The 16,574-nt window shown below is 69.2% G+C and carries 14 protein-coding genes; 4 read left to right on the top strand and 10 right to left on the bottom strand.

The features are described 5' to 3' along the window. Positions 1-40: 40 nt before the first annotated feature. The 9 genes from OG199_RS43525 to OG199_RS43485 are packed head-to-tail and all read right to left on the bottom strand — an operon-like array spanning position 41 to position 10,909. A complete protein-coding gene (locus OG199_RS43525) occupies positions 41-1,315 on the bottom strand; it encodes an MFS transporter (protein ID WP_405827114.1) in 1,275 nt (424 codons plus the stop codon). Next, entirely contained in the window at positions 1,312-2,520 is a 1,209-nt protein-coding gene (locus OG199_RS43520; RefSeq protein ID WP_356802798.1) for an ATP-grasp domain-containing protein, read from the bottom strand. The genes OG199_RS43525 and OG199_RS43520 overlap by 4 nt, the downstream gene beginning before the upstream one ends. A 14-nt stretch (positions 2,521-2,534) precedes the next feature. After that, positions 2,535-3,485 (bottom strand): cupin-like domain-containing protein, encoded by a 951-nt coding sequence (locus OG199_RS43515; RefSeq protein WP_405827116.1) that lies wholly within the window; start codon positions 3,483-3,485, stop codon positions 2,535-2,537. Then, positions 3,482-4,273, bottom strand: a complete 792-nt coding sequence (locus tag OG199_RS43510) for an alpha/beta hydrolase (protein WP_405827118.1) — start codon at positions 4,271-4,273, stop codon at positions 3,482-3,484. The genes OG199_RS43515 and OG199_RS43510 overlap by 4 nt, the downstream gene beginning before the upstream one ends. A 2-nt stretch (positions 4,274-4,275) precedes the next feature. After that, entirely contained in the window at positions 4,276-4,881 is a 606-nt protein-coding gene (locus tag OG199_RS43505) for a GNAT family N-acetyltransferase (RefSeq protein ID WP_405827120.1), read from the bottom strand. Next, the gene (locus tag OG199_RS43500) at positions 4,878-6,542 is read right to left on the bottom strand and encodes an AMP-binding protein (RefSeq protein WP_405827122.1); all 1,665 of its coding nucleotides are present in this window, start codon (positions 6,540-6,542) and stop codon (positions 4,878-4,880) included. The genes OG199_RS43505 and OG199_RS43500 overlap by 4 nt, the downstream gene beginning before the upstream one ends. Continuing rightward, on the bottom strand, positions 6,535-8,541 hold the full coding sequence (locus OG199_RS43495; protein ID WP_405827124.1) for a class I tRNA ligase family protein: 2,007 nt from the start codon (positions 8,539-8,541) through the stop codon (positions 6,535-6,537). The genes OG199_RS43500 and OG199_RS43495 overlap by 8 nt, the downstream gene beginning before the upstream one ends. Next, the gene (locus OG199_RS43490; RefSeq protein WP_356802810.1) at positions 8,538-9,593 is read right to left on the bottom strand and encodes an FAD-dependent oxidoreductase; all 1,056 of its coding nucleotides are present in this window, start codon (positions 9,591-9,593) and stop codon (positions 8,538-8,540) included. Before OG199_RS43490 ends, OG199_RS43495 begins: the two co-directional genes overlap by 4 nt. Beyond that, positions 9,590-10,909, bottom strand: coding sequence for a lysine N(6)-hydroxylase/L-ornithine N(5)-oxygenase family protein (locus OG199_RS43485; protein WP_405827126.1), 1,320 nt, complete (start codon positions 10,907-10,909; stop codon positions 9,590-9,592). Before OG199_RS43485 ends, OG199_RS43490 begins: the two co-directional genes overlap by 4 nt. Before the next feature lie 215 nt (positions 10,910-11,124). On the opposite strand from OG199_RS43485, the gene OG199_RS43480 reads away from it, so the two are divergent. Next, a complete protein-coding gene (locus OG199_RS43480) occupies positions 11,125-11,532 on the top strand; it encodes a hypothetical protein (protein WP_405827128.1) in 408 nt (135 codons plus the stop codon). Positions 11,533-11,670: 138 nt separating this feature from the next. Next, a complete protein-coding gene (locus tag OG199_RS43475; RefSeq protein ID WP_356802816.1) occupies positions 11,671-11,814 on the top strand; it encodes a hypothetical protein in 144 nt (47 codons plus the stop codon). Between the two features lie 42 nt (positions 11,815-11,856). Here the strand turns inward: OG199_RS43475 and OG199_RS43470 are convergent, their stop codons facing one another. Continuing rightward, on the bottom strand, positions 11,857-14,880 hold the full coding sequence (locus OG199_RS43470) for a BTAD domain-containing putative transcriptional regulator (protein ID WP_356802817.1): 3,024 nt from the start codon (positions 14,878-14,880) through the stop codon (positions 11,857-11,859). Between the two features lie 233 nt (positions 14,881-15,113). Between OG199_RS43470 and OG199_RS43465 the strand changes: the two genes are divergently transcribed. Continuing rightward, positions 15,114-15,326 (top strand): response regulator transcription factor, encoded by a 213-nt coding sequence (locus OG199_RS43465; protein WP_405827131.1) that lies wholly within the window; start codon positions 15,114-15,116, stop codon positions 15,324-15,326. A 10-nt stretch (positions 15,327-15,336) separates the two neighbouring features. Continuing rightward, on the top strand, positions 15,337-16,530 hold the full coding sequence (locus OG199_RS43460) for a threonine aldolase family protein (protein ID WP_405827133.1): 1,194 nt from the start codon (positions 15,337-15,339) through the stop codon (positions 16,528-16,530). Positions 16,531-16,574: the final 44 nt, after the last annotated feature.

Raw genomic sequence — 16,574 nt, 5'->3', positions numbered from 1 at the left:
GTTGGACCGGAACCACTTCACGTGACCAGAGCTGCTCGCCTCAGCCGGTGATGCTCTTCTGCAGCTCAGGTGTATCTGGATTCTCGGCGGCGAGCTGTAGCCGCCCTTCGGCCTTCTCTGCCACCCAGCGGGCCAGGAGCCCCGCGCCGAGAAACGCCACCGCCAGCCCGGCCCACCCCGCTGGCCCGTTCGCGATCACCCCCACCGTCACCAGCATGGGGCCGACCGCCACTTGGACGCTGGATCCCAGATGAAAGGCGGCGAGGTACTCGACGCGGGAGCGGGTGGGCGCGAGGCCGAAAGAGAGACTCCACTGGCCGGCGGACTGAAGCAGTTCGCCCCAGGTGAGCAGGACGGTGCCGGTTAGGATCACGGCGAGTGCGGAAAGCACGGAGCCGACGTACGCCGCTGCAGCGAAGCACCCACAGCACAGCGCCAGCACCATGCCTGCCCTGCGCAGGGCGACCGCTCCGTCGGACACCTTCTCGGTCCCCCGGGCCACCCGCACCTGGAACAGCACGGCCAGCACCGTGTTGACGACCAGCACAACCGCCACGACCCACTCCGGTGCGCTCGTCCGCGTAGTGATCCACAGAGGTACGCCCACACTGAGCAGCGTCATATGGAGCAGGAGCACCGCATTCACGCCGGAGGCGGCGATGTACCAACGGTCACGCAACGCCGGGAAGGGCGGGCCGTCACCGCCCACCGCCGCACGTGGGGGCCGGCCGCCGGGGCGCACCCGAAGAAAGGCCAGCAGTATCGCGGACAGCAGGAACGAGAGCGCGTCGCCCACCATGACGGCGAGAAACGACGTCCGGGTCCCTGTCTGGATGGCGAGCGCGGCCAGCAAGGCACCGCCGGTGTAGCCGACGTTGTAGACGACCCGAAGCGTCGCCGACATCCGGGTGCGATGTTCCTCGCCGACCACCTGCTCCGCCAGCGCCTGGTTCATGGGACGTGCGGCCTGCTCGGCCACCCCGAGCAGGCCCGCGACGACCAGGAAGGAGACGAAGTCGTCCACGAAGGCGTAGGCGGCGAACCCGATGGCACAGGTCAGGTGGAGCCCGATCAGGACCATGCGCGGTGACCGTCCGTCGGCCAGCCTGCCGAAGGGGACGGGCGCCAGGAAGCCGAGCACTCCGGCGACCGAGAGGCCGGTTCCGACCTGGGCGACGTTCAGGCCGACGATCTTCGTGAAGAAGAGAACCGCCCCCGCCAGGTAGAGGCCGGTGCCCGTGGCGTCGACGAGCCCCACCAGCAGCAGGCTGGTGCCGCCGGGCGGCACCATCGGCCGCGGCCAGGCCCCGTTCACCGGACCGCCACCGCGGGTTCGGAGACCTCGACCCGGACGAGGTCATGGGCCCGTTCCGCGTGGGCGACCGCCTCGCCGGTGTTCTCCCCCGTGCACAGCACATAGCCCTGGCGGTCCGTGGAGGAGGCGAGCCGGCCGAGTTCCTGCCCGGCCTCCAGCGTGCACTGGAAGCGGACGACGCCAGGTGCGTTCTCGGCCTCTACGGTGCCCCCGACCCCGACGACGCGGACGTCCTCGTACGAGAAGAACCGGATCGCGGCCGCCGGTGCGACGGGTGTGCGCTTGGGGCGGGGCAGGGAGAGCAGGGTGGTGAACGTCTCCGTCATCAGGTCGATGCCGCTGGTCATCTGGCACATTTCCCAGATTTGGTCGCCGCCGACCCTGGTCTGTGCCTCGATGATCCTGGGGCCGGCGTCCGTGAGGCGGAGTTCCGTGTGTACCGGGCCGTCCCGCTGATCGATGAGGGTCAGGAAGACGGTGATCAGTTCCTCGATCGCGATGCGGGACGCCTCGTCCAGCCGGGCGGGGACCTGATGTCCCGTCTCGACGAAACGGGGCAGCTGTGTGGTGACCTTCTCGGTGATGGCGGCGATCTCGTGACGGCCCGACGCCGAGAAGGATTCCACGCTGTACTCGGGGCCGACCAGGAACTCCTCGGCGAGGACCGGTCCGTCGGTGGCCTGGCATGTGAACTCCCAGCTCTTGCTGAGTAGTTCCTCCGTCTCCGCCAGGCAGACGCCCTCGCTCAGGCCGCCGTCCAGGGGCTTGAGTACGACGGGGGCCCCGAGCTCACGCATGAACCGGCGCGCCTCATCGAGGTCCTGGCACAGTCGGTGGCGTACGGGGCTCACCCCGTGCCGGTCGAGCAGTTCACGGCACTTCGTCTTGTCCCTGGTCAGTTCCACCGCGGTCAGGTTGTCCCCGGGGATGCCCAGGTCGCGGGCGCACTGGGAGGCCGGATACAGCCCGTACTCGGTGAACGACGCGACTGCGTCGAACGGATCGACCGAGTGCCAGGCCCGTGCCATGGCCAGGACCTCCTCAAGATTCCGGTAGTCCAGGACCGCGTAGTGCGCCGCGTTCGTGTACTGCCGTGCGCTCACCCGCTCGGGCAGCTGCATCATGGAGTAGCGCACGCCCAGCCTGTCCAGCTTGTCGAGTTCACTGCCGGGCCCGCCGACCAGCAGCACGTGTTTCCGTGTCATCGCCGCCACCCCTGTCACGGCCTGAGCCGGGACAGGTCGAGGTCCATGCGGTTCGCCCAGGACCGGGCGCGCATGAGTACGACGTCGACGAGTTCGGGGTGATTGCGCCTGACCTCGTCGGGGTTCAGCAGCAACGCGAGCAGTTCGTTCATCCGCTGACGGATGTGGGTCGGCAGGTTCTGCTCGTCGAGGCACTTGCGTCCCAGGCCGATCGAATCGCTCAGCAGCTGGATGCGGTGGTACCAGTTCGCCGGCAGGTACAGGACGTCGCCGGGTCTCAGCACGCACCGCATCAGCCGCGTCTCGGGCGCCTCGCATAGCTTGCGCCAGTCTGCCTCGGTGGTGCCGCTCAGCTCGGTCTCGGGCGCCATGACGTACCAGAGCTTCTCGCCGACGATCTGCGCGTGCATCACGTCGACCGAGTACGAGTCCTGGTGCAGCCGGGTGACACCACCCCGCTGGCCGAGCCACAGCTGGTGATTGGTCGACGCGGACTCGCCGTACAGGTTACGCCGGAAGTCGTACTGGGCGATGTCCATCTCTGGCATGTCCGCGGCCAGTTCGGGAGCGGTCGTCTGGTAGTACCACTCCTGGAGGTAGATCGGGGTCGCGTCGTCGCCCTGGTTGTCCCTCAGCATCCGGACGAACTCGCCGAGGCGCGCCTCGCGGGCCGCCTCGGTGTTGTAGCTGTCGACGACCACGTGCACCGAGCCGCACCGCTCGGCGAGATGGTCGAAGGACCAGGTCCGTACGGAGGGCCAGTCGGCGACATGGCCCTCCAAGACCACGGGGCGCATCGGGTGCCGGTACTCGGCGGCAAACTCCTGCGCGGTCAAACCGCTGCGGCGCTCGATGTCCGGGGCCGTCGTCACCGCCTCGGCGAGCGGGCCGGTGTGGAAGGCCTGCTCGACGGCGGTGGGACTGTCCCGGTCGTGTCGGCGCAGGACGTTGGGCTCGATGGTCACGAGTGCCCCTCTTGTTGGCTTTTCCTGTTGCTGTCGGCAACGAACGTGCGCAGCAGCGCCAGCAGGTCGCGCCGCGGCGCCCCTTGCCCGGGGAGCCGGCGGTGGACGAAGTGGTCGCCGTCGAGCCAGATCAACCGTCGTGTCCTGGCCTTCTCGGCGCTGTCCAGATAGCCGTCCAGGACCGTCGCGGGCACCACTTGGTCGTCTCGGGCACCGACGATCAGCAGATCGCCGGTGAACTCCCGCATCGCCGCATAGGCTGGCGAGTCGGCGTACCTGCCGGGGCGCGCGAGGCTTCCGTCGAACGGCAGATCGGCCGCGTGGCCGGGGTAGGCCGCGGGGCAGAACAGGACCAGGGCTCGCGGGTCGAGTACGGGCACGGTCCATGCTGCGAGATGGGCGCCCATGCTGGTCCCCATGACGACGGGACGCGTCTCGCCGTCCAGCAGCCGGGCCGCAGCCAGGGACTCGTCCCGGCGCCGTCGCAGGGTCGCCTCCTCCAGCACGCCCGTGCTCTCGCCATTGCCCGAGAACTCGAAGGTCACAGAGGAGTGCCCGTGCGCCGCCAGGTCGTCCAGCAGATAGCGGACACCGTGCCGGGTCGCGGTGGGGCCGAGCCCGTGCAGGTGGATGAGGGCGGGCGCGGCGCCGTCGGGTGCGTAGACCCTGGTTGCAGCCAGCCGGTGCTCGGCTACGTGGAAGAAGACGTCTTCGGTATGCGGCTGGAAGGTGCTGGCGTTTTGAGGGCGCGGCAGCATGCTGTCCGCCGCCGTGGCGATCTGGGTCATGTTCACGCCCCCGTGCCGACGGCGAGCGGGGCGAAGCGCTCCGCGCGCAGCACGGGCCACTCGTTGCGCAGGATGCTGTAGTACACGACGTCGCGGCGGCGGCCGCCTGGCATGTAGTTGTAGCTGCGCAGAGTGCCTTCCTCGGTGGCGCCCAGCGCGGCGAGGCCCCTGCGCGCAACGGTGTTGAGCACATCCGTCTTGAACTCCACGCGCTCGCACCCAAGGACGTCGAAGGCGTGGTCCAGGAGGGCGAGTTTGGCGGCCCGGTTGGCTCCGGTGCCGCGCAGGGCGGTCGCCACCCACGACCAGCCGATCTCCAGCCTCCGGTCGGCTCTGGCCAGGTTGCCGTACGCGCTGCTGCCGACGATGTGTCCGCTGTGGCGGTCGACGACGGCGAACACGATGCGCACGCCGGTCAGCGTGTCCTTGATCGCGGTCTCCAGGAAGGTGTTGAGGTCGGCTGGGGTTTCGATCCTGGTGACGAAGTGGCGCCAGATCTCCTCGTCGTAGCAGATGCGCTCGAACTCGGCGCGGTCGGTGACACGGATACGGCGCAGTTCGACCCTGTCGTTGGTGAGGACCGTGTCCGGCAGGTCGTCCCAGGTCATGCGGTGCTCCTCGAGGTGCTGGGGTGGCTGTTTGCGGGGCTTGTCGCGGGCCGGGAGGCGGTGACGACCCAGGGGTGGTCGGCGGTCGGGCCCGTGCCTGGTGCGGTGCGCCTGCGGTGCAGACGGGAGAGCTCCGGGCGGTGCCGCTCGTGCACAGCTCGTCGTCTCGGCTTGAACTGTCCGGTCAGCAGTCCGTTCTCGGTCGAGAAGGGCTCCGCGGCGATGACCAGGGCGTGGACGCGTTGTTCCGGCAGCAGCTCCTTGTTGAGTGCGGTCACATGTCGGCTCAGCTCCTCGTCGTCCGCGCCGCTGGCGGGTGAGAGCGAGACAATCGCAGACAGGAACGTGTCGCCCGTGCCGTACAGCACGCAGTCTTGGATGCCGGGGTGTGTGCGGAGTTTCTCCTCGATCAGCGGGGCCAGCACGTTGTAGCCGCTGTCGAGGGTGATGACATCGTCGACCCGCCCATGGATGAAGAGATAGCCGTCCTCGTCGAGGTGACCGAGGTCGTGCGTCCGGACCTCGCCGGTGGGCAGGAAGATCTTCTCGTCGGCTCCGGGGCCGCTCCACGTGTACCGGTGATTGACGGGGTGCCGGCTGCCGACGATCAGGATCCCGTCCCGGTCGAAGCGGACCCTCTTGTTGGGAAGGACCTTGCCGACGCTTCCGGGGCGGAAGGCGCCGGGGTGGTTCTTCGCCACGATGCAGGTCTCGTTGAGGCCGTAGCCCTCGTACAGCGGCACTCCGGAGCCGTTGAAGAACTCCAGCAGCTCGCGGCTCGCCGGGGCGGAGCCTGTCCAGAGGTAGCGGACCAGGCCGCCGAATTCGGCTTCGATGGCCTCCTGTCGCTCGTCCGCGCTGGCAGAAAGGATCGTGCCTTCCAGGCGTGCCCGCACTTCCTCGTAGAAGCCGGGGACGCCCATGACGACCGTGGGCTGTGTCCTGCGTGCCATGTCGAGGGCGTCGGTCTTGCGCGCGAGCGTCACGTCGTGACCGTGGACGAGCGCGGAGTAGATCCAGTAGCGCTGTTGGAGGAGGTAGTTGCCGAGGAAGACCAGGAGGTTGTCGCCCTCACCGTGGGCGAACATTCGCTGCACCTCGTGGAGGGAGCTGTTGACGCTGGCCACCGTGGCTTCCAGCCCTTTGGGGGCACCGGTGCTGCCGGAGGTGAACTTGACGGCCAGGACGTCCGCGGGGTCGTATCCCTGGTGCCAGGCCGGTACCGGCTCTGAGGGAATGTCCTGTGCCCAGGCCGTGACCGACCTGATGTCGCGCAGCGGGCCGTCGTCGCAGGCGCCGTCGGTGAACAGCAGCGCCAGACCGTAGTCCTTCACCACCTGGTCCGGTTCGAAGCAGACGGGTTCGAAGCCTGCTGTGACGGCGCCGAGTTTGATCACGGCGAGGTCGAGCAGAACCCATTCGATGCTGTTGGGGGCGAGGATGCCGACCCGGTCGCGTGGCCTTATCCCCAATGCGTGTAGGTGCCGCGCCACGCGCGCCGCGCGCGTGTCCAGCTCCGCGAGGGTGAGGGAACGCACCTCGTCACCGACGCGGTAGTGGATGCGATGCCGGTGGTCGGTGCACGCCTTCAGCGCCAGTGTGTTGACGACGTCGAGGATGGGCGTTCCGTCGTGGTCCTCGCCCGCGATCAGGTCAAACATCGGCGCTCTCCTTGTCGTCGCCGCCGAGGAAGAACACCGTGTCGGTGAGCGTGACCTTCGTGCCGGCCGGCAGCAGTTCGACGCCGCCGGGCCAGTCGGCCGTGTCGGGCAGGCCCAGCGCTGCCGAGAGCCGCCGGCCGAACCGGGGCATGATCGGGGCCGCACAGCGGGCCAGCAGTCGCGCGGCGGCGAGTTCCAGCGCCAGGGCGGTGCGGGTTTCGTCCTGCCACGGGCCGAGTCCGGCCAGCGCGCGCTCGCGGTCGGCGAAGGCGACGGTGTCTTCGACGATGCCGTCGAGTTCCGTCGCGGCCCGGTTCAGCGAGAACCCGTCCTGACCGAGGCTGCGGGTGATCGCGGTCAGTCTGACGGCGAGGCGATCGAGGAAGGCGGTGTGCTCGGGGGTCCACACCCCCGTGTCGGGGGCCCGTCTGTCGTGGTGCTCGTCAATCCGGCTGCCGAGACCGTTCAGCCACCGTTGCCAGGTGCCGATCAGGGTGTCGCTCAGCAGCGTCTCGTACGCGGTGGGGTCGAAGTTGGTACGCCGGCCCTCCGGGCGGGTACGGGCGAGGAAGAAGCGCACCGCGTCGACGCTGTCGGTGCTGAGGATGTCCTTGCCCCAGATCGCGTGCCGCCGGCTGGTGGAGAACTTCTGGTGCTCCAGCAGGTAGAACTCGTTGACGTGGTAGTCGATGTCCGGTTCCCAGCCCGGGAAGGCCAGCTTGTAGAGCACCGGATAGAGCAGTGAGTGGTAGAAGCTGTTGTCGTATCCGAAGAAATGCACGATCTTCCAGGCCTGCTGCGGCGCTTTGGCCCGCCATCCGCGGTTCAGGGTGCGGCCCAGGGCCTCGATGCCGTGCAGGAATCCGTACGCCATCTCCGGCCACACCCAGATGACCTGCCCCTTGGCGTCGGACTCTCGGGGCGATACGCCCCAGTGGGCGGGGTGGGTCAGCGGCAGTTCGAGCAGAGGGCGGGTGAAGACGCGGTGCGCGAGCTCCCGTAGGCGGGCCGGCACCCGTCCCAGGCGGTGATGGGCCGCCACCGTGGCCTGGAACTCGTGCAGGGGCAGGCAGTAGCGGTCGGCGGCGGCGCGTCGGGGCGGTTCGCCCGAGCGCTGGGAGCGCGGGTCGGTGAGGTCCGTGCACAGGTTCGGCTCGCCGCACTCCTCGCAGATGTTGCCCCCGGTCGGTTCTCCACAGCCGGGGCAGCCGCCGGACACCACCACCTCGTGCAGATAGTCACCGGTGCTGGCGTCGAACAGGGCGGGCGTGGCGCGTTTGTTCACGGCCCCGGAGGCCACGAGACGGGAGAAGAAGGACCGCAGGCCGTCCGGATAGTCGGTGTCGGCCTGGGTGACCGTGTACTGGTCGGGCCGGATGTCCATCAGCGCGAGGGTCGCGGCGATCTCCGCCGAGAAGTGCGCGGCGGTCTGCGCCGGGGTGCGTCCGTCGCGTTGGGCACGGTCGGCGACGTAGCTCTGGTGGTCGTCGCTGCCGGTCAGGTGCCAGGCCTCGACTCCGTTCATCCGTTGGAAGCGCGTGAAGACGTCGGCTCCCAGGTAGGGGCCGGAGAGGTGGCCGAGGTGGAGGTCGCCGTTGGGGGTTGGCGGAGTGGAGAAGACGAACACCGGCCGCTTCCCGAACCGGCGGCGGTCGGCCGGCGCGGCGGCGGCCGCCGCGGCCGCGCGGGCGGAGTCGCGCCAGTACAGGTCGAAGAAGAGGAGCTCCTCCGTACCTGTGTTCTCGATGACATGGGTCTCGAACGGTTCGAACATCGCGACCGTTCCGGGACGAGCGGGTGTGCGCTCCCCGTCGACGAGGAGTTCGCCGGTGCCCCGGACAATGACGAAGATCTCCGTCTCGTCGTGCTGGTGGGCCTCGCTGCGGCCGCCTGGCGCGACTCGCCCCCAGCCTGCCCCGGGACCGATTCCCGGGACGGCTGCCATGTCGATGCCGAATGCGGCGGAGAGTTCGTCCGGGGTGAAGCGGCTGATCTTCACGCTGCGCTCCTTCGTCCTGAGGTGACGTCCAGCAGGCTGGCGGCTTCGGCGGCGATCGCGGGCGCCAGCCGGTACCCGGAGCCGCCCGCGGCGCCGGCGAACACGACGCGCCCGTTGCCCAGTGCCCGTATGAGGGGCTCACGCGTGGGGCTGTAGGCGTCGGAGAAGACCCGCCCCGAGGTGGCGTGTTCGACCAGGGTCGGCGCGTACGCGGACAGGCACGTGAGTGCTGCGTCCAGGTCGGTTTCGCCGACTCCGCCGGTGAGCCGGTCGGGATCCACGTCCCATTCGCGGCAGGTGTAGCTGAAGAGCCAGTGGCCCCGGTGGTGCAGCGGGAGCAGGAAGGCGTCCTGGTCCTCGAAGACGATCGCCCCGTCGTGCTCCGTGGGCGCCCGGTCGATGTGCAGGGCGACGATCTTCTTCACTCGGGCGCCGAGCGGTGCCACCAGGGAGCGCCACGCGGGATCCGCGATCCACGGTCCGGGTGCGAGCACCACGTGTGACGAGGTGATCGTCCGCCCGGTGGACAGGCGCAGGGTTACGTGCGCGGGGCCGGGCTCGACGGCGGTGACCCTGGTTCCTTCCCGGAAGGAGACACGGGTGCGCAGCTCACGCGTCAGGGCCTCTGTCAGCGTGCCGACGTCGGCGTACTGACAGCCGCGGCCCGTCCATACTCTGGTCCCGGCTGGTACGTCGACTAGCCCGCCCGGTACACCGGCGACTGGGGTCAGCGCGGCGGCGGGGAGATAGGTACGCCCGACTCCGGACGAATCCGCCGACAGGACGTGCAGGTCCAGCGGGTGGATGGGGAGAGCGGGGGCGTTGTTCAGGAGGGCCGTGTAGAAGGACTGGCTGAAGTCCGCCATGGCGCGCACCCGCCCGGTCGCACCGCGTGGGAAGTGCAGTCCGGCGGAGCGTCTGCTGGCGCCCGAAGCCACGACGTCCCGGTCGAGGACCATCAGGCGGGCATCCGGGGCCGCGGCCAGGACGGTGCGGGCCACAAGGCAGCCGATGATGCCGCCGCCCACCACCGTGATGTCGGTGTCGGTCATCGGAGCACTCCCTCCAGGACCGGGGAGGAGCCCGGTTTTCCGGACCATTCGATGAAGGACTCCAGGGGCTCGTCACCGCGCGTGTTGCGGATGCGGTCGGCGATCCGTCGGCTTCGCCAGGCGACGAGGCTCAGGTTGCGGTCCGCCAGGCCCCGCTGCGCGGGCGCGGCGTTGTGAACGAAGATGTTGCGGTCGGCGGGGCCGTCCCACCGCACGGCGAAGCTGTCGTCGATGCCGAGCTCCTCGCCCTCGTGCTCCAGGCGGTGCGCGATCGGGTCGAGGAAGGTCATCGGCGCCGGGCGGAACCCGGTTGCCCAGACGAGTACGTCGGCCTCGATGGTTGTGACCCGGTCCCCGTGGTCGCTGTTGCGGACGCCTATGGACCACTCGCCCCTCACGCCGCGCCCGGCCCGGACCACCTCGCTGCTGGGGTGGAGGGTGACCAGGTCTGCGTTGCCCTCGACGAACCGGTGCACGTAGATGCGCTGGTAGATGCTGCGCAGCGTGGCCTCGGATATGCCGTCGCTGGTCAGCATGTGGGCCTCGTTCAGCCGCTCGCGGGCGGGCCTGTCCAGGCGGGCGAAGTGGTCCGAGTAGCTCGGTGTGTAGAAGTCGTTGGTGAACGGGGAGTCGTCGATCGGGAAGTAGTTGTGGCGCCGGGTGATCCAGGAGACGCGGCGTGGGCGTTCGGCGGCGGGCTGCGAGATGAGGTCGAGAAACGCCTCGGCACCCGACTGCCCTCCGCCCACGACACACACACGTTGGCCGGCGAGAGCGCGTGCCTTCATCGCGAAGTCGCAGACGTGGAACTGGTCGTCCCCGGACAGGCTCTGTGCCACGGGCGGGTACCAGGGGGCCGTGCCGATGCCGACGGACAGGTTGTCGGCGGTCAGCGTCCGGCGGTCCGTCCGCACCACGAAGGCCGTGTCGAAGTCCACCGAGACAACCTGTTCGCCGAATGTGACGTTCTCGTTCTGCTCGGCTGCCCAGTTCAGGTAATTGCGGAATTCCTGCCGGGGCATGGCATCGAACTGTGCGTTGATGAAGTGGTACATCTTCCGGTGGGCGTGCAGATACGCCAGGAATGAGAACCTGTTGGTCGGATCCGCCAGGCTGACCAGGTCCTTCAGCATCGACACCTGGAGCGTGGTGCCGGGCAGTTGCTGTCCGTCGTGCCAGGTGAACGTTTTCTTCCGGTCGAGAAAGAGGCTGGGGACCGTCTGGTCTCCGTGCAGGAGAGAGGCGAGGCTCAGATTGGCCGGACCGACTCCCACACCGATGCAGCCGTAGTGCTGCTCGCCCCGTTTTCCGCTCATGCGAATTACCCCCTGGACCAGTGGACTCGCTGACCGCCTCCACTGATCCTTCGCCGCGGTCGGGGACGCAACCAGTCGCTTTTCTCCATGACTTGACAGAGGCCTGGATCAGCGATACGAGACCGTTTGGGACAGGGGAGGTAATCGGGCGGGAGCGAATCGGAATCGGCGCGAGGGATTCTTTCTCCGACCACTGCCTACCGAAGGATCACTACGTGACAACCCCTTACTCCGATCCGAGTGACGGTGCGGAGCCCCGTACGGCTTTCCAGGAACTCGCGGACGTCGAGCGCTGGGCCGAGCGCAAAGGTTCCGGGGCCGGCGCGGCCTCCTTCGTCTCGGACAGGCCCCTGAACGGGCCCCTGTTCGGCGTCAGCACCGCGACGAACAACGGCATGCACCACATCGTCGGCATCTCCCCCCGGCCGACGCCGGGCCAGGAGCCCGCCGCCGAGCCGCCGACCGCGGCCGAACGCGCCGTACTGCGGTCGGTGGTCAGAGCCGCGCTCGATCTCGTGGGACACGAGTCCGGAGACGCCTGGGCGGAGGTGGTTCTCACGGCTCGCGGGCCGCGGATCGCCACATTCCGGCTCGGTGAGGCCACCCGGAACAGCCCGCGCTGAGCGTGTGTGACCAAGCGGTTCCCGCGGCCTGGTAACGCGGCGGGAACCGTTCGGGAAGGGCCGCGAGCAGCATCAGTGACGTCAACAGCGGACATCACTCCACACGAAGGGCCCGACATGGCGCGCAAGCTGGTTGGAATGATCGGAATCATCACCACGGCCATCGTCATCGGCCTCGCTCCGGCGGTGGAATCGGGTCATTCCCAGGCGCGTCACGCGGCACCCCTGGTACTCGCCGAGGGCAAGGGTCCCACCAACGGAACCGACACCACCGGGTCGTGACCCGGACGTCCTGGCTCCACCGGCCGGCTCAGGCACCGCCGGTCATCTGCGCCAGCGGTCGCACGGTACGCCCATCGATGTGAACAGCTCGTCGCAGGCCACCCGGTGGGCGGTCGCGGCTCGGTGGTCACCCAGGGCCTCGGCGGCGCGAGCCATGCCGAGACGGGCGTACGCGTCCTCGGGAAGGTACTGGAGCCGGGAGGCGAGTTCATGAGCCTGCACGTGGAGGCTCAGTGCCTCCTGGTGCTCCCCGTGCTTGTGGAGCACCCGCCCGATCACGTTCCTGACCTTGGCCGACCTGATCGGCGACGCGCTCGACTCCACGGTCCGCAGTGAGCGCCGGGCGTACTCTGCGGACCGCTCGGTGTCCCCCAGGGCGTGCGCGGTGTCGGCGGACAGGGCCAGCACCAGGGCGGCGATGCCCGGCTCCCGGGTGTCGTCACAGATCTCCCGTGCCCGGGCCACGGCGGCCTCCGCCTTCGCGTACTCGCCGAGGCCCACGTACGCGAACCCCAGATCGATGAGCGCCACGAGGCCGTTCTCGTGCTGGCCTACCCGGCCGCACAGCTCCACCGCACGGTGCGCGGCCTCGACGGCCTCCTGGTAGCGGCCCCACTGCTCGTACAGTGTGCTGAGGATGGTGAGGCTCTCCGCCTCCGCCCGGTGCAGCCCGAGTTCACGCTCTGTGGTGATCGCCTGCTCCAGATGGGCCAGCGCCTCGGAGAAACGTCCCAGCAGACTCTCGTACAGCCCGAGCGTGCTGTCGCTGTGGGCCTTGGTGGCGAGGTCCCCCAGACGTGCCGCGAGATCTCTGCCCTCCCGCGCCACCTCGACGCCCTCGGTGAACCTGCCCAGTTCCCAGCAGGCGACGCCCAGGTTGGCCAGGCTCACTCCCAGCAGCGCGTCGTCGCCGAGGCGGCGGGCGGCGGCCACCGCCGTGCGGGCCAACTCCCCGAACTCGTCGAGTAGACCGTGGGCATTGAGATGAAAGACGACGTTGCGGGCGAGACATACCGCATGCCGGTCGTATCCGTGGCGCACGGCCAGTCTCACCACAGACATCAGAGTGATCTGCTCGCGTGCGAACCACTCCCCTGCATGCTCGGCGGTCTTCAGGTAGGGCAGCTCGAACGTCGAGGCGGGAAGGCCGCTCGGGATGTCGCGCCGGCCCGGGAAAAGGGCCTTGCACGCGACCTCGGTGGCGGTGAGGTAGTAGCCGAGCAGCTGGTCGACCGCCGCCTCGTGAGCGGGCGGAAGGGCTCCGCCGTGCAGCCCGCGGGCGAAGCTGCCGACCAGGTCGTGGAAGGTGTAACGGCCGATCTCCGGCTGCTCAACGAGGTGGACGTCGAGGAGGCGTTCCAGCACGTCCTCCCCGTGCCGTGGCCAGGTGCCGAGCAGCGCTCCCGCGGCATACACGTCGATGCCGCCACCGGGGTGCAGGGCGAGGGTACGGAACGTGGTGCGGCTCTCCTCGTCGAGTGCCTGGTACGACAGCCGCAGGGTGGCGGCGACACTGCGCACTCCGATGCTGAGCTCGTCCAACCTGCGGGTCTCGTCCCGCAGCCGGTCCGCCATGTACTGCAAGGTCCAGCGGGGGCGGTTGCCCAGCCTTGCGGTCGCGATGCGCAGGGCGAGGGGAAGGTGGTCGCAGAGCCGGGCCAGTTCCGCGGCACCCTCGGGTTCGGCGGCGACACGCGCCTCACCCAGTATCTGGGCCATCAGGGTGCGACTCTCCGCGGGTGTCATCACGTCCAGGGTGAGCCAGTGGGCTCCGTCCAGGTCGATGAGGCGGGCCCGGCTGGTGACCAGCACCAGGCAACCGGGGTCGGTCGGCAGAAGGGGGCGGACGGCGGCCGCGTCCGAAGCATTGTCGAGGAGGATCAGCATCCGTTTTCCGACGAGCAGCGTGCGCCACAGCGCGGTACGACCCGCGAGGTCGTCGGGTATGCGGGCGTCGGGCAGCCCCAGGGCCCGTAGCAAGGTGCCCAACGCGCTGACCGTGCTGACGAGTTGCTGGTCGGGCGAGTAGGCGCGCAGGTCGATGTGGAGCTGACCGTCCGGGAAGGAGTCGGCCAGCCGGTGTGCCGCCCGCACCGCCAGCGAGGTCTTGCCACTGCCGCCCATCCCGTCGATGGCCACGATCCGAGTGCCCGCGCCGCCCTGCTGCCGGGCCTGAGCGAGGATCTGGCCCAGTTCAGACTCCCGGCCGGAGAAGTCGGACACGTCGTAGGGGAGGGTGCAGGGCGATTCGACGACCGCAGGGGCCGCCGGGGCGGGAGCGGGGGACGCCGACGGGGATGCCGACAGCTCCGGGCTCTCCCGCAGGATGTCCTCGTACAACTTGGTGAGCCTGGGCCCGGGATCGATGCCCAGCTCCTCCACCAGCAGCTCGCGGGTCCTGCTGTACTCCTCCAAGGCCTCCGCCTGCCGTTCCGACCGGTACAGGGCGAGCATCAGCTGGCCGCGCAGGGTCTCGCGCAGCGGGTATTGGGCGACGGTCTCGCGCAGGTCGACGACCAGTTCGCTGCCTTCGCCGAGGTCCAGACGCAGGCCGAAGAACTGCTCCGTGGCCGCGAGCCGCCGCTCCTCCAACGCCGTGGCGGCCGCCTCGATCACGGGGCCGCCGTCCCCGGCGAGCACGGGGCCGCGCCACAGTGCGAGAGCGTCCCCCAGCGCACTGGCAGCCTCTGTACGGCGGCCGGCCGCGACGTCCTCCCTCGCCCTGGTCACCAGGGCGTTGAATTCCGTCAGATCAAGCTGGCCGGGGGCGAGTTCCGCACGGTATCCGGGGCCGTCGGTCAGCAGGATCTCGCCGCCCCCGGGGATACGGCGGCGCAGGTCCGCCACCGCCTTGCGCACCTGATGGGATGAGGTGGCGGGCGGATCCTCGGCCCAGGCGGCGGCCACCAGCCGGGTGACGGGAAGCACCTTGCCGGGTTCGAGCAGCAGGGTGGCGAGCACGCGCTCCTGGATCAATCCGCCCAGCCGGAGCCTCTCGTCGCCCACCCATGCCTCCAGCGGGCCGAACAGGTTGAAGCGGAGTCTGGTGTCGAAGCCGGCTCCCATGTGCGTACCACCCCCGTGGCGTTTGGCCCTGGTCAGCTACCGGAACTCAAATCCCGCCGATGGTAGATCGTTTCCTTCCGGGCAACCAGAGGTGCCCGGGGCGGGAACCGGCGGTAACCGATCGGGAGCGGATCGGGAAGCGCCGCGCGGAGAGTCACCGGCAACAACGGATTCCTCTCGCAGGCTCAAGACCACGAAGGATTCACATGACTGCGGATCTCACCACGTCACCCATGACTCCTGGGCCCGAACGAGAATCGCCGCTCTCTCAACGAGAGAGGCAGGTACTCGCCCATATCGCCGCCGGCTTCACCCATCTTCAGACGTCCCGGCGGCTGCACATCAGCCAGAGTTCCGTGGAGACCTATCTGCAGCGCATCCGCCTGAAGCTGGACGTTCCCACCCGTGCCCACCTCATCCGCGCGGCGATCGAACTCGGGTTGTGAGGAGAGGGACATGAGCGAGAACAACGTAGAGAACGCAGCGAACACCGAGACCGCTGCGACCGCAGAAAAGGCAGAGGACAAGGCGCAGTGGCGGATGCGGATGCTGCGCGAGGCGAAGAAGGTGCTCGCGAGGCCCTCGGCGACCGTGCCGCTGAACGAGCGGCTCGCCACCCTCGTCGCACGGTCAGCCACGGTCTACGACCTCTCCTCCCCGCCGGACGTCTACGGCGACGGTGTCGTGGCCGATCTGGAGAAGCGGGTGGCCGCACTGCTCGGCAAGGAGGACGCTGCTTTCTTCCCCACCGGCACCATGGCGCAGCAGGTGGCGTTGCGCTGCTGGGCCGAGCGCACCGGCAACCGCCGCGTGGCGCTCCACCCGGTGTCCCACCCCGAGGTCTTCGAGGCGGACGCCTTCCGGACGGTGAGCGATCTACGGCCGATGAAGGCCACGGGAGCCCCTCGCCAGCCGACCGCCCAAGAGATCCGCGACCTGCCGGAACCGTTCGGCGCGCTGATGCTCGAACTGCCGCTGCGTGACGTCGGATATCTGCTGCCCACGTGGGAGGAGCTGGTCGAGGTCACAGAGGCGGCGCGGGAGCGCGGCGCCGTGGTGCATTTCGACGGAGCCAGGCTGTGGGAGTGCACACCGCACTTCAAACGCTCCCTGGCCGAGATCGCCGCTCTGGCCGACAGCGTCTACGTCTCCTTCTACAAGTCGCTCGACGGGCTCTCGGGTGCGGCCCTGGCGGGACCGAGTTCGCTGATCGAGGAGAGCAGGATCTGGCGGCACCGTTACGGGGGCAAGATCTTCCAGCAGTTCCCGGCTGCGCTGTCCGCGCTGATCGGTCTCGACCACGAGTTGCCGCGGCTGCCCGAGTACGTGGCGCAGGCGCGTGTCGTGGCGGCGGCCATGGCAGAGGGGTTCCGGGAGTCCGGCCTCGGCTGGTTCAAGGTACAGCCGGAGGTGCCCCACACCCTCCAGTTCCAGGTGTGGCTTCCGTTCGCCCCGGAGGCACTGCTGGACGCGGCGGCACGGCAGGCGGAGGAGAGCGGGGTCTCGGTCTTCCAACTTCCCTGGTGGGAACCGGGACTTCCGCCCGGAATCGCGCTCACCGAGGTGACGGTGACAGCAGCCGGCCTCGACTGGACCCCCGCCGAGGTCCAGGCGGCGGTCGTCGACTTCGTGCGCTGTATCGAGGGATAGCTCACCGCGGCCTTCGGTCACCGCACGGCCGGCCGCTCACACGC

Source organism: Streptomyces sp. NBC_01176 (assembly GCF_045039825.1).
Classification (GTDB): Bacteria; Actinomycetota; Actinomycetes; order Streptomycetales; family Streptomycetaceae; genus Streptomyces.
The sequence above is the reverse complement of the archived record's forward strand: the minus strand, read 5'-3'. Positions and strand labels throughout refer to the sequence as shown.